General features: G+C 68.9%; 20 protein-coding genes, 1 tRNA gene and 1 pseudogene. 19 read left to right on the top strand and 3 right to left on the bottom strand.

Going from position 1 to position 20,452, the window contains the following annotated elements; all coding sequences use genetic code 11:
• Positions 1-121 precede the first annotated feature (121 nt).
• The 19 genes and pseudogenes from aspS (at position 122) to tsaB (ending at position 17,099) form a co-directional block, all read left to right on the top strand.
• Positions 122-1,900, top strand: a pseudogene (gene aspS / locus ACTHK2_RS10475) (aspartate--tRNA ligase).
• Complete coding sequence (locus ACTHK2_RS10470) at positions 1,897-2,595, top strand: esterase/lipase family protein (RefSeq protein ID WP_440245651.1); 699 nt, start codon at positions 1,897-1,899, stop codon at positions 2,593-2,595. The pseudogene aspS and the gene ACTHK2_RS10470 overlap by 4 nt, the downstream one beginning before the upstream one ends.
• 43 nt (positions 2,596-2,638) lie before the next feature.
• A complete protein-coding gene (ruvC, locus tag ACTHK2_RS10465; RefSeq protein WP_440245650.1) occupies positions 2,639-3,199 on the top strand; it encodes a crossover junction endodeoxyribonuclease RuvC in 561 nt (186 codons plus the stop codon).
• Positions 3,196-3,789, top strand: coding sequence for a Holliday junction branch migration protein RuvA (ruvA, locus tag ACTHK2_RS10460; protein ID WP_440245649.1), 594 nt, complete (start codon positions 3,196-3,198; stop codon positions 3,787-3,789). Before ruvC ends, ruvA begins: the two co-directional genes overlap by 4 nt.
• 13 nt (positions 3,790-3,802) lie before the next feature.
• Positions 3,803-5,692 carry a potassium transporter Kup gene (locus ACTHK2_RS10455; protein ID WP_440245648.1) on the top strand — a complete coding sequence of 630 codons (1,890 nt, stop codon included), beginning with the start codon at positions 3,803-3,805 and terminating at the stop codon, positions 5,690-5,692.
• Between the two features lie 149 nt (positions 5,693-5,841).
• On the top strand, positions 5,842-6,894 hold the full coding sequence (gene ruvB / locus ACTHK2_RS10450) for a Holliday junction branch migration DNA helicase RuvB (protein WP_440245647.1): 1,053 nt from the start codon (positions 5,842-5,844) through the stop codon (positions 6,892-6,894).
• Positions 6,895-6,948: 54 nt separating this feature from the next.
• The gene (gene ybgC / locus ACTHK2_RS10445; protein WP_440245646.1) at positions 6,949-7,389 is read left to right on the top strand and encodes a tol-pal system-associated acyl-CoA thioesterase; all 441 of its coding nucleotides are present in this window, start codon (positions 6,949-6,951) and stop codon (positions 7,387-7,389) included.
• Positions 7,386-8,066 carry a protein TolQ gene (tolQ, locus tag ACTHK2_RS10440; protein ID WP_440245645.1) on the top strand — a complete coding sequence of 227 codons (681 nt, stop codon included), beginning with the start codon at positions 7,386-7,388 and terminating at the stop codon, positions 8,064-8,066. The genes ybgC and tolQ overlap by 4 nt, the downstream gene beginning before the upstream one ends.
• A gap of 128 nt (positions 8,067-8,194) precedes the next feature.
• Positions 8,195-8,635 carry a protein TolR gene (gene tolR, locus ACTHK2_RS10435; RefSeq protein WP_440245644.1) on the top strand — a complete coding sequence of 147 codons (441 nt, stop codon included), beginning with the start codon at positions 8,195-8,197 and terminating at the stop codon, positions 8,633-8,635.
• A 4-nt stretch (positions 8,636-8,639) separates the two neighbouring features.
• On the top strand, positions 8,640-9,560 hold the full coding sequence (locus ACTHK2_RS10430; protein ID WP_440245643.1) for a cell envelope integrity protein TolA: 921 nt from the start codon (positions 8,640-8,642) through the stop codon (positions 9,558-9,560).
• Between the two features lie 28 nt (positions 9,561-9,588).
• Positions 9,589-9,939, top strand: a complete 351-nt coding sequence (locus ACTHK2_RS10425; protein WP_440245642.1) for a hypothetical protein — start codon at positions 9,589-9,591, stop codon at positions 9,937-9,939.
• Positions 9,940-9,943: 4 nt separating this feature from the next.
• The gene (gene tolB, locus ACTHK2_RS10420) at positions 9,944-11,263 is read left to right on the top strand and encodes a Tol-Pal system beta propeller repeat protein TolB (RefSeq protein ID WP_440245641.1); all 1,320 of its coding nucleotides are present in this window, start codon (positions 9,944-9,946) and stop codon (positions 11,261-11,263) included.
• 99 nt (positions 11,264-11,362) lie between these two features.
• The gene (pal, locus tag ACTHK2_RS10415) at positions 11,363-11,872 is read left to right on the top strand and encodes a peptidoglycan-associated lipoprotein Pal (RefSeq protein ID WP_440245640.1); all 510 of its coding nucleotides are present in this window, start codon (positions 11,363-11,365) and stop codon (positions 11,870-11,872) included.
• A 7-nt stretch (positions 11,873-11,879) separates the two neighbouring features.
• The gene (ybgF, locus tag ACTHK2_RS10410) at positions 11,880-12,809 is read left to right on the top strand and encodes a tol-pal system protein YbgF (RefSeq protein WP_440245666.1); all 930 of its coding nucleotides are present in this window, start codon (positions 11,880-11,882) and stop codon (positions 12,807-12,809) included.
• A gap of 7 nt (positions 12,810-12,816) precedes the next feature.
• Positions 12,817-13,536 (top strand): 7-carboxy-7-deazaguanine synthase QueE, encoded by a 720-nt coding sequence (gene queE, locus ACTHK2_RS10405; RefSeq protein ID WP_440245639.1) that lies wholly within the window; start codon positions 12,817-12,819, stop codon positions 13,534-13,536.
• Positions 13,537-13,695: 159 nt separating this feature from the next.
• Entirely contained in the window at positions 13,696-14,376 is a 681-nt protein-coding gene (gene queC / locus ACTHK2_RS10400; protein WP_440245638.1) for a 7-cyano-7-deazaguanine synthase QueC, read from the top strand.
• A 54-nt stretch (positions 14,377-14,430) separates the two neighbouring features.
• A tRNA-Lys gene (locus tag ACTHK2_RS10395) sits at positions 14,431-14,505 on the top strand.
• A 163-nt stretch (positions 14,506-14,668) separates the two neighbouring features.
• Positions 14,669-15,985, top strand: a complete 1,317-nt coding sequence (gene creD, locus ACTHK2_RS10390) for a cell envelope integrity protein CreD (protein WP_440245637.1) — start codon at positions 14,669-14,671, stop codon at positions 15,983-15,985.
• Positions 15,986-16,412: 427 nt separating this feature from the next.
• On the top strand, positions 16,413-17,099 hold the full coding sequence (tsaB, locus tag ACTHK2_RS10385) for a tRNA (adenosine(37)-N6)-threonylcarbamoyltransferase complex dimerization subunit type 1 TsaB (protein WP_440245636.1): 687 nt from the start codon (positions 16,413-16,415) through the stop codon (positions 17,097-17,099).
• 14 nt (positions 17,100-17,113) lie between these two features.
• On the opposite strand, the gene ACTHK2_RS10380 is transcribed toward tsaB, so the two are convergent.
• The 3 genes from ACTHK2_RS10380 to ACTHK2_RS10370 all read right to left on the bottom strand — a co-directional run bounded on the left by ACTHK2_RS10380 (position 17,114) and on the right by ACTHK2_RS10370 (position 20,440).
• Complete coding sequence (locus tag ACTHK2_RS10380) at positions 17,114-18,229, bottom strand: class I SAM-dependent methyltransferase (RefSeq protein ID WP_440245635.1); 1,116 nt, start codon at positions 18,227-18,229, stop codon at positions 17,114-17,116.
• Positions 18,230-18,245: 16 nt separating this feature from the next.
• Positions 18,246-19,196, bottom strand: coding sequence for a 2OG-Fe(II) oxygenase (locus ACTHK2_RS10375; RefSeq protein ID WP_440245634.1), 951 nt, complete (start codon positions 19,194-19,196; stop codon positions 18,246-18,248).
• Positions 19,197-19,285: 89 nt separating this feature from the next.
• The gene (locus ACTHK2_RS10370) at positions 19,286-20,440 is read right to left on the bottom strand and encodes a hypothetical protein (protein ID WP_440245633.1); all 1,155 of its coding nucleotides are present in this window, start codon (positions 20,438-20,440) and stop codon (positions 19,286-19,288) included.
• Between the last annotated feature and the right edge of the window lie 12 nt (positions 20,441-20,452).

Here is a 20,452-nt window from a genome sequence, read left to right as displayed (position 1 = left end):
CCGGGAAACGCCCGCCATCTGGCGGGCGTTTCATTTGGGCCCGCGCCGCATTGCGGCGCAGCACGAACCTCCGTAGCATTCCGCGCCTGATTACGCGCCGCGCCGGCGCCAGCGGACTTCCATGCGCACACACTAGTGCGGCCTCGTCGACGAGGCGCTGATCGGCCGGACCGTGACCCTCTGCGGTTGGGCCGACGTCGCCCGTAACCTCGGCGGGCTCTGCTTCATCGACCTGCGTGACCACGAAGGCATCGTGCAGATCGTCGCCGAACCCGCCGACACCGACGGCAATGCCGAGGTGCTCGCCGCCGCGGCCGCGGTCGGCTACGAGGACTGCCTGCGCGTGACTGGCGTCGTGCGCAAGCGCGAAGCGGTCAATGCGAAGATCCGCACCGGCCGCGTCGAAGTCGTCGCGACGAAGATCGAGCTGCTCAACAAGGCCGAGCCGCTGCCGTTCCATGCGCACGAGAACCCGGGCGAGGACATCCGCCTCAAGTACCGTTATCTCGACCTGCGCCGTCCCGAGATGCAGCAGATGATGCGCACGCGCATCCGCCTCGTGCAGGCGCTGCGCCGCTGGCTCGACGCGCGCGGTTTCCAGGACATCGAAACCCCGATCCTGACGAAGGCGACGCCCGAAGGCGCGCGCGACTTCCTCGTGCCGGCGCGCATGCATCCGGGCGAGTTCTACGCGTTGCCGCAATCGCCGCAGCTGTTCAAGCAGATCCTCATGATGGCGGGCTTCGACCGCTACTACCAGATCGCGCGCTGTTTCCGCGACGAGGCGCTGCGTGCGGACCGCCAGCTCGAGTTCACCCAGCTCGACATGGAGTTCGCGTGGGTGTCCGAGCGCGACGTGCAGGACACGGTCGAGGAGATGATCCGCGTCGTCTTCCGCGAAACGATCGGCGTCGAACTCGCGAGCCCGTTCCCGCGCATGACGTACGCCGACGCGATGCGCCGCTACGGGTCGGACAAGCCGGACCTGCGCATCGCGATGGAATTCACCGACGTCGCCGAGCTCGTGAAGGGCTGCGAGTTCAAGGTATTCACCGACTGGGCGAACCATGCCGACGGCCGCGTCGTCGCGCTGCGCGCACCGGGCGGCGCGCAGTTCTCGCGCAAGCAGATCGACGACTACGCGGCGCACGCGGCGAAGTACGGTGCCAAGGGCCTCGCCTGGATGAAGGTCGAGGACGCGGCGACGGGGCGCGAGGGCATCAACTCGCCGATCGCCAAGTTCCTCGACGACGCCACGCTCGCGGCGATCATGCAGGCGACCGGCGCGCAGACCGGCGATGCGGTCTTCTTCGGCGCGGCGACGTACAAGACCGCGTCGGATTTCATGGGCGCGCTGCGGCTCAAGCTCGGCAAGGACCTCGGCCTCGTCGCCGAGGGCTGGGCGCCGCTGTGGGTCACCGACTTCCCGATGTTCGAGTGGGACGACGAGGAAAAGCGCTACGTCGCCCTGCATCACCCGTTCACCGCACCCGCGGTCAACAGCATCGACGACCTGCGCGCGAACGCGAAGGCCGCGGTCTCGCGTGGCTACGACATGGTGCTCAACGGCAACGAGATCGGCGGCGGCTCGATCCGCATCCATCGCCCGCAGATGCAGAGCGCGGTGTTCGAACTGCTCGGCATCGGCGCCGAGGAGGCGGAGGCCAAGTTCGGCTTCCTGCTCGACGCGCTCAAGTACGGCGCGCCGCCGCACGGCGGCATCGCCTTCGGCATCGACCGCATCGCCGCGCTGATGGCGGGCACCGAGTCGATCCGCGACGTGATCGCATTCCCGAAGACGACGAGTGCGCAATGCCTCATGACCGGTGCGCCGTCGCCGGTGCCGGAGGCCCAGCTCGCCGAGGTGCACATCCGCGTCGCGGAGCGCAAGGCGGAATGAGTCGCGCGTCGCGCCGGCCGATCGATTCGCGCGCGGCGCGTACGCCGCGCGCGGTCGAGTCCGCGCCGCGCGAGCACGTGATCCTGCTGCACGGCATCTGGATGCGCGGCATCACCTTGCTGCCGCTCGCGCGGCGGCTGCGCCAAGCCGGTTATTCGGTCGAGACGATCGACTACGCGAGCGTATTCCGTGGCATCCAGCCCGCGGTGACGCGCCTTCGCGAACGCATGCAGGCGCAGGACGCGGACGCGGTGCACCTGGTCGGCCACAGCTTGGGTTCGCTGGTCGCGCTCGAAGCGACGCGCGGCGTGCGTGGCCTGCCGAAGGGCGGCATCGTCTGCATCGGGCCGCCGCTGCGCGGCAGCGCGGTGGCGCGCGCACTGACCGGTTTTCCGGGCGGGCGCCTCCTGCTCGGACAGAGTGCGGAGCCGCTGCTCGAAGGCGTCGACGCATGGAAGGGCTCGCGCCGCGTCGGCGTCATCGCCGGCAAGCTGCCGTTCGGCCTCGGCATCACGCTCGGCCCGCTCGTCGCGCCGCACGACGGCACGGTATCGGTGGAGGAGACGCAGCTCGCCGGCATCGCCGACCATCGCACGGTCGCCGCGTCGCATACGGGGCTGCTGTTCTCGTCCGAAGTCGCCGACCTCACCGTCGCGTTCCTGCGCGCGGGGCAGTTCGCGCCGACGCCGCCCTGACCGCTGCGCTAGACTCCCCCTCTCTCGCCGAGCCAACGGGATCGTGTCGATCACTGCTCTCCAGCCAGCGCTCGCGGTCGTGCGCATCCTCGGCATCGACCCCGGCAGCCAGCGCACCGGCATCGGCATCATTGACGTCGATCCGGCCGGGCGTTCGCGCCACGTGTTCCATACTGCGCTCAAGGTGCTGGACGGCGAGGACGACACATTCGCGGCGCGCCTCAAGCGCATCTTCGATGGCATCGGCGCGATCGTCGCCGAGTACGCGCCGCATGAAGTCGCGATCGAGCGCGTATTCGTCTCGCACAATGCCGATTCCGCGCTCAAGCTCGGCCAGGCACGAGGTGCGGCGATTTGCGCGGTGATGCACCACGGCCTCGGCGTCGCCGAGTACGCCGCGCGCGAAGTGAAGCAGGCGGTGGTCGGCACCGGTGCGGGCGACAAGGCGCAGGTGCAGCACATGGTCGGCCTGCTGCTGCAGGTGCCGGGCAGGCTGCAGGCCGATGCGGCCGACGCGCTCGCGATCGCGCTCGCCCACGCGCACACGCGTTCGAGCCTGCAGCGGCTCGGCCTGCCGCGCGAAGCGTGGAGGAGGCGTCGATGATCGGGCGGCTCAAGGGCGTGCTCGTCGCGAAGCAGCCGCCGTGGCTGGTGGTCGACGTCGGTGGCGTCGGCTACGAACTCGAGGCGCCGATGTCGACGTTCTTCGACCTGCCCGAGCTGGGCCGCGAAGTGAGCCTGTGCACGCACTACGCGGTCAAGGAAGACACGGTCGCGCTGTACGGTTTCCTGCGCGAGGCCGAACGCAGCCTGTTCCGCACGCTGCAGAAGGTGTCCGGCGTCGGCGCGAAGATCGCGCTGTCGGTGCTTTCGGGGGTCAGCGTCGACGAGTTCGCGCGGCTCGTGCAGGGCGGCGACATCACCGCGCTCACGCGCATCCCGGGCATCGGCAAGAAGACCGCCGAGCGCATGGTGGTGGAACTGCGCGATCGCGTCGATGGCCTCGCGGGCGGCATGCCCGTCGCGATCGGCGGCATGCCCGGCGCGGTCGATCCGGTCACCGAAGCGGGCGTCGCGCTGCAGGCGCTCGGCTACAAGCCGGCCGAAGTCACGCGCCTCGTGCGCGACGCGGCCGCCCCCGGCGATCGTGCCGAAGACATCATCCGCAAGGCGCTCAAGGCGGCGCTGCGCTGAAGAGAGAGCTGTCATGAGAGAGGACATCGGTAACGGCGACGACGTCGGCACTCGCACGCGCGCACTCGTGCTCGGTGCGATCGGCGTCGTCTACGGCGACATCGGCACGAGTCCGCTCTACACGATCAAGCAGACGTTCGGCGTGCACGGTGCGCCGCCGACCACGGCGAACGTGCTCGGCGTCCTCTCGCTCGTGTTCTGGTCGCTGATCCTCGTGGTTTCGGTCAAGTACGCCGGCTTCATCATGCGCGCCGACAACAAGGGCGAGGGCGGCATCATGGCGCTGACCGCGCTTGCCCAGCGCAGCGTGCGATCGAGCCAGCGCGCGCGCTGGTGGATCGTCGTGCTCGGCCTGTTCGGTGCCGCGCTGTTCTTCGGCGACGGCGTGATCACGCCCGCGATCTCGGTGCTCGGCGCGGTCGAGGGCATGGAGGTGCTCGCGCCCGGCCTCGCGCACTGGGTCGTGCCGCTGTCGGCGCTGATCATCGTCGGCCTGTTCGCATTCCAGAACCGCGGCACCGGCAAGGTCGGCGCGGTATTCGCGCCGGTGATGATCCTGTGGTTCCTCGCGCTCGCCGTGCTCGGCGTATGGCACGTCGCGCAGCACCCCGCCGTGCTGCGCGCGCTGTCGCCGTATTATGCGATCGAGTTCTTCGCGCAGGCGCGCTGGACCGCGTTCTTCACGCTCGGCACGGTCATCCTCGCGATCACCGGCGCGGAGGCGCTGTATGCGGACATGGGCCACTTCGGCAAGAAGCCGATCCGCTGGTCGTGGTTCGGCTTCGTGCTGCCCGCGCTCGTGCTCAACTACTTCGGCCAGGGCGCGCTGTTGATCGCCGACCCGAAGGCGGCCGAGAACCCGCTGTTCCTGATGGTGCCGCCGATGCTGCTCGTGCCGATGATCGTGCTCGCGACCGCGGCGGCGGTAATCGCCTCGCAGGCAGTCATCTCGGGTGCGTTCTCGGTCACGCGCGAGGCGATCCAGCTCGGTTTCCTGCCGCGCATGCAGGTGCGCCACACCTCGCACGAACAGATGGGACAGATCTACCTGCCGTGGATCAACCGCATGCTGCTCGTGCTCACGCTCGCGGTAGTGGTCGGTTTCCGCTCGTCGGACAACCTCGGCGCCGCCTATGGCATCGCCGTGGTCGGCACGATGACGATCGACTCGATCCTCGTCATGATCGTGTTCCGCCGCATGTGGAACTGGACCCGTGCGCGCGTCGCGCTGGTCGGCATCCTGTTCCTGTTCGTCGATCTGGCCTTCCTGACCGCCAATGCGGACAAGGTCGAGCATGGCGGCTGGTTCCCGCTCGTGCTCGGCACGGTGATCTTCACCCTGATGGCGACCTGGCGCCGTGGCCGCGAACTCGTCGTGCGCGAGATCAAGCACGGCGGCCTCGCGCTGGAGCCGTTCATTGCCTCGATCGTCGCGCATCCGCCGCTGCGGGTGCCGGGCACCGCGGTGTTCCTCACCGCGAACCAGGAGGGCGTGCCGCACGCGCTGCTGCACAACCTCAAGCACAACAAGGTGCTGCACGAACGCAACGTGATGCTCACGGTGGAGACCGTCGACACGCCGATCGCCGAGAACGACGAGCGCGTCGGCGTCGAGCCGCTCGGCGACGACTTCTACCGCGTGACGTTGCGCTTCGGCTTCGCCGAGGACCCGGACGTGCCGAACATGCTCGAAACGGTCACCAACTGTGGCCAGCCGTTCGACATGATGGACACGACCTTCTTCCTCAGCCGCGAAAGCATCGTCGCGACCGACCGACCCGGCATGGCGCTCTGGCGCGACAAGCTGTTCGCCTTCATGCAGCGCAATGCGATCCCGGCGACCGCGTTCTTCCAGATCCCCGGCAACCGGCTGATCGAATTGGGGACGCAGGTGGAGATCTGAGGGCCGGGAATGGGGAACGGGAATAGGAATGGTGAAGCCCGGCCTTGATGAACGGTCGCTGCGATGCCGGAGGGACGCTGCTATCGTCACTCCGGAAAGGCGACGATAATCCGTCGTCGACCATTCCCCATTCCCATTCCCGGCTCTCGATGGACCGCCTCACCTCCGCCAGCGCCACGCGCGAAGACGACCTCGCCGAGGCGACCCTCCGCCCGCAGCGGCTCGACGAATACCTCGGCCAGGCGACCGTGCGCGAGCAGCTCGGCATCTACATCGAGGCGGCGCGCCGGCGCAGCGAGGCGCTCGACCACGTATTGATCTTTGGCCCGCCCGGGCTCGGCAAGACGACGCTGTCGCACGTGATCGCGAACGAGCTCGGCGTCAACCTGCGCTCGACCTCGGGTCCGGTGCTCGAGCGGCCGGGTGACCTCGCCGCGCTGCTGACCAACCTGCAGCCGCGCGACGTGCTGTTCGTCGACGAGATCCACCGCCTCTCGCCGATCGTCGAAGAGGTACTCTACCCGGCACTGGAAGACTTCCAGATCGACATCATGATCGGCGAGGGGCCGGCGGCGCGCTCGATCAAGCTCGATCTGCCGCCGTTCACGCTGATCGGCGCGACCACGCGCGCGGGCCTGCTCACCGCGCCGTTGCGCGACCGCTTCGGCATCGTGCAGCGGCTGGAGTTCTACAGCCCGCTCGAACTCACCGCGATCGTGCGCCGCGCGGCGAAGATCCTCGGCATCGCCTGCGACCCCGACGGCGCGACCGAGATCGCGCGCCGCGCGCGCGGCACGCCGCGCATCGCCAACCGCCTGCTCCGGCGCGTACGCGACTACGCCGAGGTCAAGGCGGGCGGCACGATCACGCGCGACGCGGCGAGCGCGGCGCTGGAGATGCTCAAGGTCGATGCCGAAGGCTTCGACGCGCTCGACCGGCGCCTCATGACGACGATCATCGAGAACTTCGACGGCGGACCGGTCGGCGTCGAATCCCTCGCTGCGGCGATCAGCGAGGAGCGCGGCACGATCGAGGATGTGCTCGAGCCGTTCCTGATCCAGCAGGGCTTCCTCGTGCGCACCGCGCGCGGACGCATGGTGACGAACAAGTGCTGGCGCCATTTCGGGCTGGCGCCGCCGCGAAGGGTGGGGGCGGAGGATCTGTTCGAGAGCAGGGAATCGGGAATGGGGAATAGGGAATAGGGAATAGCGAGCAGTCTCTCTTCACCCATCCACCCATTGCTGATCGGAGTGCTTTTGAACCATTCCCGATTCCCGATTCTCCATTCCCGGCCTGTGTTCGCCTGGCCCTGCCGCGTCTACTGGGAAGACACCGACGCCGGCGGAGTCGTCTATCATGCGCGCTACCTGCACTTCCTCGAGCGTGCGCGCAGCGAGTGGTTCCGTGCGTCCGGCATCGGCCAGCAGCGACTGCGCGAGCAGGAAGGCATCGTCTTCGTGGTGCATCGCATGGAACTCGCGTTCAATGCGCCGGCACGGCTGGACGACCTCCTGAGTGCGACGGTCGCGATCGAGGACCTGCGCAGCGCGAGCTTGCGCGTACGCCAGCAGTTGTTGCGTGAACCGGAGCCGAAAGCGCTGGTCGAAGCGCAGGTGCGCATCGCCTGCCTCGACGCGCAGAAGTTCCGCCCGCGTCCCATCCCGAATCACCTGCTCCAGGAAATCGCCCCTGCATGAACTCGGAACTGAACGTCCTCGCCCTGATCCTCGGCGCCAGCCTGCCGGTCAAGCTCGTGCTCGGAATCCTGATCGGTTTCTCGATCGCGTCGTGGTTCATCATCTTCCGCAAGAAGGCGTTGCTCGATCGCGCCAACGCGAGCGCCGACGAGTTCGAGGAGCGTTTCTGGTCCGGCGCCGATCTCGCGGGCCTGTTCAAGGAGATCAGCGGCGCCGGCGAGCGCGTCAGTGGCAGCGGCGCGATCTTCGAAGCGGGCTTTCGCGAGTTCGCGCGGCTGCGCCAGCGCCGCGGTGTCGACTCGCGCGCGCTGCTCGAGGGCGCGCAGCGCGCGATGCGCGTGGCCTCGACGCGCGAAGTCGACCGCCTCGAGCACAGCCTGGAGTTCCTCGCCAACGTGGGTTCGATCAGTCCGTACGTGGGCCTGTTCGGCACCGTGTGGGGCATCATGATCGCGTTCCAGGGCCTCGCCAACGTCAAGGAAGCGACCATCGCGATGGTCGCGCCCGGCATTTCCGAGGCGCTCATCGCGACCGCGATGGGCCTGTTCGCGGCGATTCCCGCGGTGTGGGCGTACAACCGCTATTCGACCAAGCTCGAACGCATCAGCCTGCGCTATGACACGTTCGTCGAGGAGTTCTCCTCGATCCTGGCGCGGCAGGCGCATGTGGACGAGTAAGGCCGAGGGCGGACGGCCGAGGGCTGCTACAGACCCCCGGCCAAGCCCCGATCGCCCGCTTCGGACGTTGCAGATCCCGCCAGCTGCTTCATCAGCCCAAGGCCCTCAGCCCTCAGCCCTATAGACGAATGGCCATCGCATCCCGCCGCCACAAGCGCAAACTCAAGGCCGAGATCAACGTCGTGCCCTATATCGACGTCATGCTCGTGCTGCTCATCATCTTCATGGTGACCGCGCCGCTGCTCAACCTCGGCGTCGACATCCAGCTGCCACAGTCGGCGGCGAAGGCGATCCAGAACGACAAGGAGCCGGCGGTCGTCAGCGTCGACGAGGGCGGGGCGCTGTTCCTCACCCTCGGCGCGTCGCAGCGCGAGCCGATCGACGCCGACACGCTGGTCAAGAAGGTGTCGGCCTTCGTCCGCGCCAATCCGCAGGTACCGGTGCTCGTCGCCGGCGACCAGCGCGCCGACTACGGCAAGATCTACCAGGCGATGGTGCTGCTGCAGTCGGCGGGCGTGCCGAAGGTCGGCCTCATGAGCCAGCCGGTGCAAGCGGAACAGGCCCACTGACCGGATGGAGACGTTCGGCGACAAGCTGCGTGCGTTCGCGCTCGCGATGGCGCTGCACCTGCTGTGCATCCTCGCGTTGCTGGTCGGGCTCTGGTGGACGCACGAAACACGCCCGGTGACGATGCCGGGACCGGTGATCGAGGCGACGCTGGTCGGGCCGACGGCGGCGCCGAAGGCGCGCGCGGGCGCGCAGAAGCCGCAACCGGCGAAGCCGCCGGCCAAGCCCGAGCCGCCGAAGCCGGAGCCGCCCAAGCCAGAACCCAAGCCCGTCGAGCAGCCCGAACCCCCAAAGCCCGAGCAGCAGACGCCGAACGAACTGCAGAAGCCGAGCCCGGTCGACCAGGAGCGCGTCGCCGCGCTTGCGCAGGAGAAGGCCGAGCAGGAAAAGCGCGAGCAGGAAGAGAAGGTCCGCCAGCGACAGGTCGAGCTCGAAGAGGAGAAGCAGCGCAAGCTGCGCGAAGAGCAGCAGAAGCAGCTCGCCGAGATCCGCAAGGAGCGCGAGGCGGTCGAGAAGAAGCTCAAGCTCGAACGCGAGCGCCTGGCGCAGATCGAAGACCGCAACCAGAAGCAGGCCCAGGCACAGGCCGCGCCCGAGGCCGAGCATGAAGCGCCGCAGGCGCAGACAGGCGCCGGCGGGCAGGACGACGACCTCACCGCGCGCTATTCGGCGGCGATCCAGGCCGCGGTGACGAACAACTGGAACCGCCCGGACAATGCCCAGGCGGGCCTGCGCTGCGTGCTCACCATCGCCCAGATCCCGGGCGGCGATGTGATCAGCGTGTCGATCGGCTCGCCCTGCAACGCCGACCCGGTCACGCGCACGTCGATCGAACAGGCGGTGATGAAGGCGGCGCCGCTGCCGTACCAGGGCTATGAGAAGGTGTTCCAGCGCAATATCAAGTTCACCTTCAGGTTCGATGGGTAGTATCGGCGCAACGTCGAAGGGGGACGCGATGGCTGTGGCGCTCGTTCCAGTCCTGCTCGCCATTGCCGGCCTCGCGGCCGGTCGCGCCTCGGCCGACGATGGCGTGGCTGCGCGCTACGCGGCGGCGGTCCATTCGGCCGTGACCCATGCCTGGTTGCGGCCGCGAAGCGCCGAGGCGGGTTTTGCGTGCACGCTGAAGATCGAACAGCTTCCGGGTGGCGACATCGTCGCGGTGTCGCTCGTCCCGCCCTGCGACGCCGACCCGGCCACGCGGGCGTCGATCGAGCAGGCGGCGCTGCGCGCCGCACCCCTGCCATACCGCGGCTACGAAACCGTGTTCCAGCGCGACATCACGTTCACTTTCAGATACGACGGATAGGCCGATGACGAAATTCGCACGCTTACTGGGCAGGCTCGCCTTCATCCTCGTCGCGGCCTGCGGGTTCGGCCGCGCGGCGCATGCGCAGCTGGACATCGACATCGTCAACGGCAACGCCTCCGCGCTGCCGATCGCGGTGATCCCGTTCGGCTTCGATGGCGCGAGCGTGCCGCCGGAGTCGAATCCGGGCGAGATCGTTCGCGCCGACCTCGCGCGCTCGGGCCAGTTCCGCACCTTGCCGAAGAACGACATCGTCGAATTCCCGACGCGGCAGGGCGAAGTCAAGTTCGCGACGTGGCGCCTGCTCAAGCAGGACTGGCTCGTGGTCGGCCGCATGGTCGAGGGCGATGGCGGTTCGCTGCGCGTGGAATGGGAGCTGTTCGACGTCGCCAGCCAGGCGCTCAAGGCGAACGGCACGATCAGCGGCCAGCGCAGCGGCCTGCGCGACATCGCGCACCAGGTTGCCGACGCGGTCTACGAGAAGATCCTCGGCGTGCGCGGCGCGTTCTGGACGCGCATCGCCTACATCACCGCGACGGGCACGCCGAAGAACATGTCCTACGCGCTGATGGTCGCCGATTCGGACGGCTACAACCCGCAGGTCGTCGTGCGCTCGCGCGAGGCGCTGCTGTCGCCGGCGTGGTCGCAGGACGGCAGGCGCATCGCCTACGTGTCGTTCGAAAGCGGCAATTCGGCCATCTACGTGCAGGACCTCGGCACCGGCTCGCGCCAGGTCGTATCGAGCAGCCGCGGCATCAACAGCGCGCCCGCGTTCTCGCCGGACGGCAACCGCCTCGCGGTGAGCCTGTCCAAGGGCGGCAATCCGGACATCTACATCCTCGACCTCGCCAGCAGGCAGACGACCCAGGTCACGCGCCATTTCGCGATCGATACCGAGCCGCGCTGGGCGCCGGATGGCCAGACCCTGTACTTCACCGCGGACCGTTCGGGCAAGCCGCAGATCTACCAGGTGTCCCCGGGCGGCGGCGAGCCGACGCGCGTGACGTTCGCCGGCCAGTACAACGCGAGCCCGAGCGTCGTCGACGCCAAAGGCATCAAGCTTGCAATGGTGCAGGGCAACGGAAACGTGTATCGTATTGCAGTCCTCGACCGGGCGACCAACCAGAACACCCTGGTGTCCCCGGGCAGCCAAGACGAAGCCCCGAGTTTCGCACCGAACGGAAGCATGCTGCTGTATGCCGCCAGCGAAGGAATACGCGGCGTGCTGTACGCCGCGTCTGCCGACGGGCGCGTGCGCCAACGACTGGGCCTCGCGGAGGGGGACGTGCGTGAACCCGCTTGGGGCCCGTATCGCCAGCGCTGACGCGTCCGGTGCGGGAGCGGCGAGTCGCCACTGCTCCGCTTGAACGTCGATTCAGGTTTATTCCAACACTATCTGCCCAGTTCACGAAAGGGAACCACCATGAACACTACCGTCCGCATCGTTTTCTCGGTCCTGCTCGTCGCAGGCGTCGCCGCGTGCAAGAAGAAGGTCGTCAAGCCCCCCGTCGTCGAGGAGCAGCCGCAGACGACCGAGACGCACTCCATGGAGAGCACCGGCCGCTATACGAAGGACAGCCTCGACACCGATTCGTGCCTGCGCCAGCGCGTGGTCTACTTCGACCTCGACCGCACCGAGATCAAGTCGGAGTTCCAGGCGCAGATCGCCTGCCACGCCGAATACCTGCGCCAGTTCCCGGAAGCGCGCGTGACGCTGGAAGGCAATGCGGACGAGCGCGGTTCGCGTGAATACAACCTCGGCCTCGGCGAGCGCCGCGGCAATGCCGTGCAGGGCGCGCTCAGCGCGGCCGGCGCGTCGTCCTCGCAGCTCAACGTGACGAGCTACGGCGAAGAGCGTCCGGTCTGCCGTCAGCACGATGAATCGTGCTGGTCGAAGAACCGTCGCGTCGAGATCGTCTACACCGCGAAGTAAGAACGTGATGGCGCACTTGAAGGCGAGTGCGATCGCGACGGCGGCCTTGTCGGCCGCCGTCTTCGCGTTCGCCGCACCCGTTTCGGCGCAGCAGCGCCTGTCGTTGGCCGCGCGCGTCGAGCGCCTCGAGCAGCAGGCCAATGGCCAGGGCGGCGGCGCGGTCGACCTCGTCAACCAGATCCAGGCGTTGCAGTCGCAGGTGCAGTCGCTGCAAGGCCAGGTCGAGGAGCTCAAGCACGCACTCGACGAGGCGAAGCAGCGCGACAAGGACCAGTACGTCGATCTGGATTCGCGCATTGGAAGGCTCGAAGGCCATGGCGCGCCTGCGACCGGCGCCCCCGCGGGTGCCCGTCCCGCTGCCCCCGAACAGCCGCCCGACGTGGACCTCGGCAACCCGCAAGGCCGGGCGCCGAACGCGCGGAACGACGCCGCGCGCACCAGTGTCGGCGAACTCACCGCGGATGATCGCGCAGCGATCGCGCCGCGTGATGCGACGGCGGCCGAACCGCCGGCGACGAACGTCGCCAAGGCCGCGCCTGCCGATCCCGCTGCGGAAGGTTCGACCTACAACGAGGCATTCGCCGCGCTGAAGGACGGTCGCTACGCCGAGTCGGCACGTCGGTTCCAGTCGTTCATCGACCAGTATCCGAACAGCGATCTCACCGGCAACGCGTACTACTGGCTCGGCGAGTCGTACTACGTGACGCAGAATTACAAGATCGCGCAGGAATCCTTCCAGACGCTGCTCGCGCGGTATCCGAACAGCCAGAAGGCGCCCGACGCGCTGCTCAAGGTCGGCTACAGTCAGTACGAGCAGAAGCAGTGGGACGCGGCCGAGGCCACGCTCAACGAAGTCGTGCAGAAGTATCCGGACACGACCGTCGCGCGCCTCGCGCAGGGCCGACTGCGCGCATTGCAGTCGGAAGCGCGCCACTGAGCCTGCCATGACGACCGTCGCCGCCCGCGGCGCCGCGGCCGGCGACGCCGTCGCCATCACGACCGCGGACGCCGTGGCGCAATCGCCCGAGCGGCTGCGTGTCACCGAGATCTTCCACTCGCTGCAGGGTGAAGCCGATGCCGTCGGCTGGCCCACCGTCTTTGTGCGCTTGACCGGCTGCCCGCTGCGTTGCAGCTGGTGCGATACGACGTATTCGTTTCATGGCGGCGAATGGCGCACGATCGATGCGGTGCTCGACGAAGTCGCCGCATACGGCGCGCGCCATGTCTGCGTGACCGGCGGCGAGCCGCTCGCGCAGAAGCGTTGCATCACGTTGCTCGCGCGCTTGTGCGACGCAGGCTACGAGGTGTCGCTGGAGACGTCCGGTGCGCTCGACGTCGGCGGCGTCGATGCACGCGTGCGGAAAGTCGTCGACCTCAAGGCGCCCGGCTCGGGCGAGGTCGCGCGCAACCTCTGGTCGAACGTCGGCCACCTGCTGCCGCACGACCAGGCCAAGATCGTCCTCGCGGATCGCGGCGACTACGATTGGGCCGTCGCGCGCGTGCGCGAACACGACCTTGCCGCGCGTTGCCAGGTGTTGTTCTCGCCCGTGCATGGCCGCCTCGCGCCGCGCACGCTCGCCGAGTGGATCCTCGCCGATCGCCTGCCGGTGCGCATGCAGCTGCAGTTGCACAAGCTGTTGTGGGGCGAGGAGCCGGGCCGGTAAGTTGGGGACTGGTGATTCGTGATGGGTGATTCGTGAGTGGCTGCTTGTCATCTTCTGCGTCGGCACCCTCGCGAAACCGCCGGATATCGCCAATCTCCAATCACCAATCACCAATCACCAATCACCAATCACCAATCTCCAAGCCGAACGGAGTGATCGATGGCCAATGAAAACCAACGCGCCGTCGTGCTCGTGTCCGGCGGCATGGATTCGGCGGTGACGCTCGCGATGGCGCGGGCGCGCGGCCACGCGTGCTACGCGCTCAGCGTCGACTACGGCCAGCGCCACGCATCCGAGCTCGATGCCGCGCGTCGCGTCGCGCTCGCGCTCGGCGCGGTCGAGCACAAGACCGTGCACGTCGATCTGCGCAGCATCGGCGGCTCCGCGTTGACGGCTGACGACATCGCCGTGCCCGATGAAGGCGGCGCCGGCATTCCGGTCACCTACGTGCCCGCGCGCAACACGATCATGCTGTCGATCGCGCTCGGCTGGGCTGAAGTGCTCGGCGCGCGCGACATCTGGTGCGGCGTCAACGCGGTCGACTATTCGGGCTACCCTGATTGCCGGCCGGCCTTCATCGAGGCATTCGGCCGCCTCGCCAACGTCGCGACCAAGGCCGGCGTCGAAGGCGCGCACCTCGCCGTGCACGCGCCCCTGCTCGACATGGGCAAGGCCGACATCGTGCGCGCGGGCCTGGACCTCGGCATCGATTTCGCGCAGACCGTCTCCTGCTACCAAGCCGACCCGGACGGCCGCGCCTGCGGCCACTGCGACGCCTGTCGCCTGCGCGCCGAGGGCTTCCGCGTCGCCGGCGTCGCCGACCCCACGCGCTACCGTTGACGCCCCCGGGCGGGTAAACTGCGCGACCCCGCGGTGATCGCGGGCGCCTCCTGTGGGCCGTTAGCTCAGCGGTAGAGCAGCGGACTTTTAATCCGTTGGTCGATGGTTCGATCCCATCACGGCCCACCATCCACATGCGACGACCACGGTGCTTGGCCAGGGTCCCCACTTCCTGCGCGCGCACGCAACGCCACGCTCCCAGCGCAAACCGCCCGCATCCCGCCCCAATCCGCCTGCGCCACGCCGCGTGGCGCGGTTGCAATGCCTGCTCCCGACGAACGGAGGCAGAGCCATGATTCCCCGATTCACGACCGGTGCCACCGCGAAAGTGCTCGGCGTCGCCGTGCTCGCGCTGTCGATGCTGATTCCGCTCGCGCAGGTCAACGATCTCATCGGCGAGCGCGCTGGTCGCGCGCAGGAAGCGGCGCGGCAGATCGCCGTGCGCTGGGGCGCGCCGCAGGTCGTCGGCGGGCCGGTGCTCGCGGTGCCGGTGCGCTGCGAGGTCGAGCGCGACGGCAAGCCGGCGACGATCGAGCGTACCGACTTCGTGCTGCCCGATCGCCTCGCGCTCGCCGCGACGCTCGCACCGGAACTGCGCAGCTACGGCATCTACGAGAGCGTCGTCTATACCGCGACGATCAAGGCCGAAGGACGCTTCGTCGCGGGTGATGTCGCGCGTGTCGGCGGCGACGGCTGCAGCGCGCAGTGGCGGCGCGCGGAGCTGCGCGTGCCGGTTGCCGACGTGCACGGCATCCGGCGCGCGTCGGGCTTGCGCATCGGCACGGACGCGCTCGAGTTCGGCCCCGACGGTGCCGGCGTGGGCGGCCTCACCGCAATCAGCGCCGCGTTCCCGTTCGATCCCTCGCTGATGTCGCAGCCGCTGCCGTTCGCGTTCGAACTGACCGCGGCCGGCAGCGAGCGCTTCGCCGCGCTGCCGATCGCGCGGCAGACCGAAACGCACGTCGAGGGTGCGTGGCCGGATCCGGGCTTCGATGGCGCCTTCGTGCCGGCCGAGCGCCATATCGATGCGCAGGGCTTCCGTGCGGACTGGCAGGTGCTCGACCTCAATCGCCCCGTGCCGCAGCATTGGTCGTCGCTCGAGATGGCATCCGTCGACCTCGGCGCGAGCGCGTTCGGCGTGAGCCTCGTCCGCCCGGCCAATGCCTACCAGCAGAACGTGCGCGCGGGAAAGTACGGGCTGTTGTTCATCGCGCTCACGTTCGTCGCGTTCTTCCTGTTCGAAGTGCTGTGCGGCTTGCGCGTGCATCCGGTGCAGTACCTGCTGGTCGGTGCGGCGCTGTGCACGTTCTACCTCGTGCTGCTCGCGTTGTCCGAGCACGTCGGTTTCGGCATCGCGTACGCGGCAGCGGCGGGCGCGACGGCGTTCATCGTGGGTGGCTATGCCGCGGCGATCCTCGCGCAGCGACGCGCCGGGTTCGCGCTCGGCGGCATGCTCGCGCTCGTGTACGCCTTGCTGTACGGGCTCGTGCGCAGCGAGGACTATGCGTTGCTCATGGGCTCGCTCGCGATGCTCGCGACGATTGTCGCCTTGATGGCGCTGACGCGGCGGGTGGACTGGTATGCGGCGGGCGGGAAGGAGTCGGCTTGAAGCGACCGTAGTGTGGAGCGCCCGCATGCGCGCGGCTTCGCAGCGGGCGCCGAGGGCTGAAGGGCGGAAGGGCATCGCGCTTCCTTCCGCCGCTCCCACACAACGCACCGCACGCGCGACGGGATTCATCCGTTCGCCCTGAGCGCAGGCCGCAGGCCGGAGTCGAAGGGCCGTTCCCTCGAGGGCGGGCGCTTCGACTCCGCCCGCTTCGCGGGCTGCGCGCAGCGCAAAACGCAAATGTTCGAAGTTCGACGGGCGAAGGACAGCTGCTCCCGCAAAGCCAGGCCGGTCCTGCAGGAGCGACTTTCAGTCGCGATGCTCCACGAACAACCCAACCCTCGCCCCGCGTCCCTCAGCCCTCATGCCTCAGCTCAGCCCCCAGCCATCGGCCCTTCCAAACGCCCCGCACGCTAGAATCCCGCACGCCATGAACCTGCTCGCGATCGAAACCGCGACCGAATCCTGCTCGGTCGCCCTGCTTGCCGGCGAGCGCCTGTTCGCGCGCAGCGAACTCGCGCCGCGGCGCCATGCCGAACTGCTGCTGCCGATGTGCGACGAGGTGCTTGCCGAGGCCGGACTCGCGCGGCGCGGCCTCGATGCGGTCGCGGTCGGGTGCGGGCCGGGTGCATTCACGGGCGTGCGTCTCGCCGTATCCGCGGCCCAGGGCATCGCGTTCGCGCTCGGCGTTCCGGTCGTGCCGGTCTCCTCGCTGGCCGCGCTCGCGCTGCAGGCACCGGAGAACGATGCGCCGATCCTCGCGGTCATCGATGCGCGCATGGGCGAGATCTACGCGGGCTGGTTCCGCCGCATGCCGGACGGCCTGGTCGAGCCGATCGCCGACGAGGTGGTGTGCGCGGCCGCGGAACTGCCGCTCGCCTCGCGCGAAGCGTGCAACGTCGTCGGCAGCGGCTGGTCGACCTACGCCGACGTGCTGCGCAAGCGCCTCGGCGTCGAGCCTTCGTGGGCCGAAGGCGACCGCTATCCGCAGGCGGTCGACGTCGCACGCCTCGCGCTGCCGCGCGTGCGCGACGGTGTCGCGCCCGAACTCGCCCTGCCGGTCTACCTGCGCGACAAGGTCGCGCTCACGCTCGACGAGCAGCAGCGCGCACGCTGACCCGCGTTCGGTCGCTACGCTACCGGCGCGTGCACGCAGGCATGCGCCGGCAGCCCCTCGCGATGCAGGCGCGGGCCGTCGTACGGGCGGCGTCGCAGCACGGCCATCATGTGCGTCGGCGTGATGCGGCCGGCGAGCATTTCCGCTTCGTCGCGAGCATGTACCCGGTCGATGAAGTCGCGATCCCACGCGGCGTTCGCGTCGAAGTGCGGCCCGAAGCTGCGGTCGATGAACGGGTCGACCAGATTGCCGTAGCCGATGAACAGCTCGAACTCGAAGCGCGCGAGCAGCAGCGGCAGGATGTCCTGCGCGCGGATGCCCTCGAAGCCAGCGATCGAGCAGTCCCAGTATTCGTGCCGTTCCTCGTGGCGGCGCAGCTGCACGTTCCAGCGATATTCGCGCGGCAGCTCGCGCCAGTACTCGTGCACGATCGCCATCGCCTCGGGCCAGCGCATGTGGCCGTTGCGGCCGATCATGTCGGACGTGACGAAGCGGCCTTCCGGGTGGAGGGCGGCATCGATCGTCGCGAACAGCCCCTCCAGGTTCACCACATGGTGCAGGCTCTGGTTCGCGATGACCGCGTCGTAGCGAGCGGGCGCGCGCCAGTCGTTGAAGTCGCCTTTTGCCGCGGCGATTTGCGCGGATACCCCCGCCTCGGCGGCGAGCTGGCGCCCGCGCGCGAGCATCGCCTCGTTGATGTCGACGCAGTCGATCGTGAAATCGGTGATGCCGCGCGCGACGAGCAGTGTTGCGACGCGCACCTCGGTGTCGCAGTTGCCGCAGCCGAGGCTCGCGAACCGCGCGGGGCGCCGTGCCGCACGCGCATCGGCGTGCGCTGCCGCGAGGTAGTGCACGAAGAATTCGTCGGGGTTGGAGAAACCGAACGCTTCCAGTTGCGGGCGCAGGTAGCGGTTCGACCAGTAGTGGAAGATCGGCGGCAGGTCGTGGACTTCTTCCTGTCCGGCGAAGATGGATGTCTCCTCGGCAAGGCGCGCGAGGTATGCGGGGTCCTCCATCCTCGGGGTCGCGGCGCGCGCGTAGTACCAGCGCCGCAGCGGCCGCTTGAGCGATTCCGGCAGGCGGCGCGCCGCGGGACGCAGCCATCCCGCGATGCGAGCCAGGGTGCTCATGGCAGGCGGCCAGGCATCAGCCCGACCGCAGCGGACGCAACACGCGGCGTGCGAGATAGCGCAGGCGGCCGAGGCGGCCCGCGTACAGCGCCGCCTGCGAACGCTCGAGGTCGCAGGTCAAGCGCGTGATGTCGCGGTACAGGCGCTGGTTGTGCTGGTCGCGGCGCGCGAGCAGCACGCGCAGCTCCTCGACGTCGCCTTCGTCGAGCGTGAGACCGGCGCGAAAGCGCGCGGGCAGCGGGCGGTCGACGTAGATCGTCGAGTGCGTGTCAGCGAGTTCCTCGGCCGGGCGTTCGCGCGTGTAGAAGTACAGCGCGATCGACTTGCGCGACAGCGTGCGGCGCTCCGGCGGCAGGGCGATGCGGCTGAAGCCGTGCCAGCTCCATTCGGTGGTTTCGAAGATCACGCAGCGATTGAACAGCGGCGTGACGAGCGTGACGCGGTCGTCCGGCGAGCGCGGGTCCGAATGCAGCTCGAGCGAGCCGCCCCAGGCGTCGTCCCATTCCGGATTGAGGTAGACGATGAGGTTGAGCCGCCGATGCCAAGGTTCGTGCGGATGGCGGTTGAAGTCGACGTGGGGGTCGAGGTCCTGGCCATCGCGATTCTCGTGCGTGCCACCGCCGAAGTAGTCGGGGTCGTAGAGCAGGTCCGCGATGCCGGTGATGCGGGAGACGAGGCCGAGGAATTCGGGCGTGCGGATCAGGTCGTCGAGCTGCGCGTACGGCTCGCCGAGGCCGCGGATGCGTTCGATCGTCGACTTCCCGCCGAGCTCGCCCGCTTCGTTGCGCGCGTTGCCGCGCTCGAACGCGGGGAACTGCGCAAGCAGCGCCGTGGCGTAGCTCGCGTCGAAGAAGCCGTCGATGACGACGTGGCGGAACGGGTCGCGTCGCGCGAATGCGGCCGCATGCGCATCGACGCGGGCGAGTACCGAGTGATCTACGTAGCGGGGCAGGTCGGTGGAAATCATCCGCGCATCATGCCATGAGGGCTGTCGGGAAGGTGGTCCGCGGCGCGCGGGGCGAGCGCCCCTTGCATCCGCCGATGCGCCCCGGATTTTCAGCGGGTGCCGGCCGCAGTGGGCGCCGCGCCCAGGAGCGGCGCCAGGCGCGGCTGCAGCCAGGCGTCCAGCCGCTCGCGCCCCGTGGCGTTCTGATGGTAGAAATCGAAAAAGTCGCCGCACTCGCCGGGATCGCCGGCGAAGAGGTCGGTGGCGTCGAGGACACGGATGCGGCCGGTGTCGACGAGCGGTTGCAGCACGTGCAACGCCCATGCGTGCTGCGATGCGCCGAGCACATCGCGCGCCCATAGGGCCGGCATCGGCATGAGCAGGACGACCGGCGGTTCAGGCCACGTGATCGCGCGGAGCTGCCCGCGCACGAGGTCGCGCGCCTGCTGGAGCGGCGCGGGTACGTCCGCGTCGCGCAACCATCTGCCGTAGTCCGCCCGCGATGCCGCCTGGCCGCGCAGCTCCGCGCATTGCCGCCGCAGTCCCGCGCTGGCGTCATCGGTCGACGCGTCGAGCGCATCGCAGGCGGCGAGGCTTGCGAGGCCGGACCCGCACATGTCGCCGTGTGATTCGGGGTTGCCGAACAGCATCTGCTGTGCCGGCCTGTTCTGCCGGTACCAGCGGATCGAATTCCGGCGCGCGGAAGGATCGCGCAGGTACTCGCGCAGGTCGCCCCGCCACTGCGCCATCGATGAATAGACGCCCCAGGTGGAGAGGTCGTGCAGGTCGAAACGCACGTGTTGCGCGATCCAAGGGGTGTCGGCGAGCGTGCGGAATGGCTGCACGATGCCCAGTTCGTAGGCGCCATTGCCCGGGCCGGAGAAATCCTGGACCGACATGCCGATGACGCCGCCGCGGATCTCCGGGTGCTCGCGCTCGAGCCAGCGCGCGAGCACGCCGATCGTCATCCAGTGCGTGCCGGGCATGCTGAGATCGGCATGGACGAGCCCGCGCTCGGTCGCGCGCGCGGCCCATGCCGCATGGTCGATGCCGTATTCCGGTCGCGAGCTGCCGAGCGTGACGAAATCGATGCGGCGCGCGACCGGGTCGCGCAGCGCGCGTTTCAGGCGTGCACTGGTCCCGGCATGGCTCGCGGGCTGCGCGTGCCGCTCCCACAGGCGTGCGTGGAACGTCGATTCGATCCCGAGCAGCAGCACGAACGGCGCGAGCAGGGTGAGGGCGATGCGCGTGCGGGTCGGTCGCATGGCGGAAGCGGA

This window comes from Dokdonella sp., assembly GCF_051958935.1.
Classification (GTDB): Bacteria; Pseudomonadota; Gammaproteobacteria; order Xanthomonadales; family Rhodanobacteraceae; genus Dokdonella_A.
The sequence above is the reverse complement of the archived record's forward strand: the minus strand, read 5'-3'. Positions and strand labels throughout refer to the sequence as shown.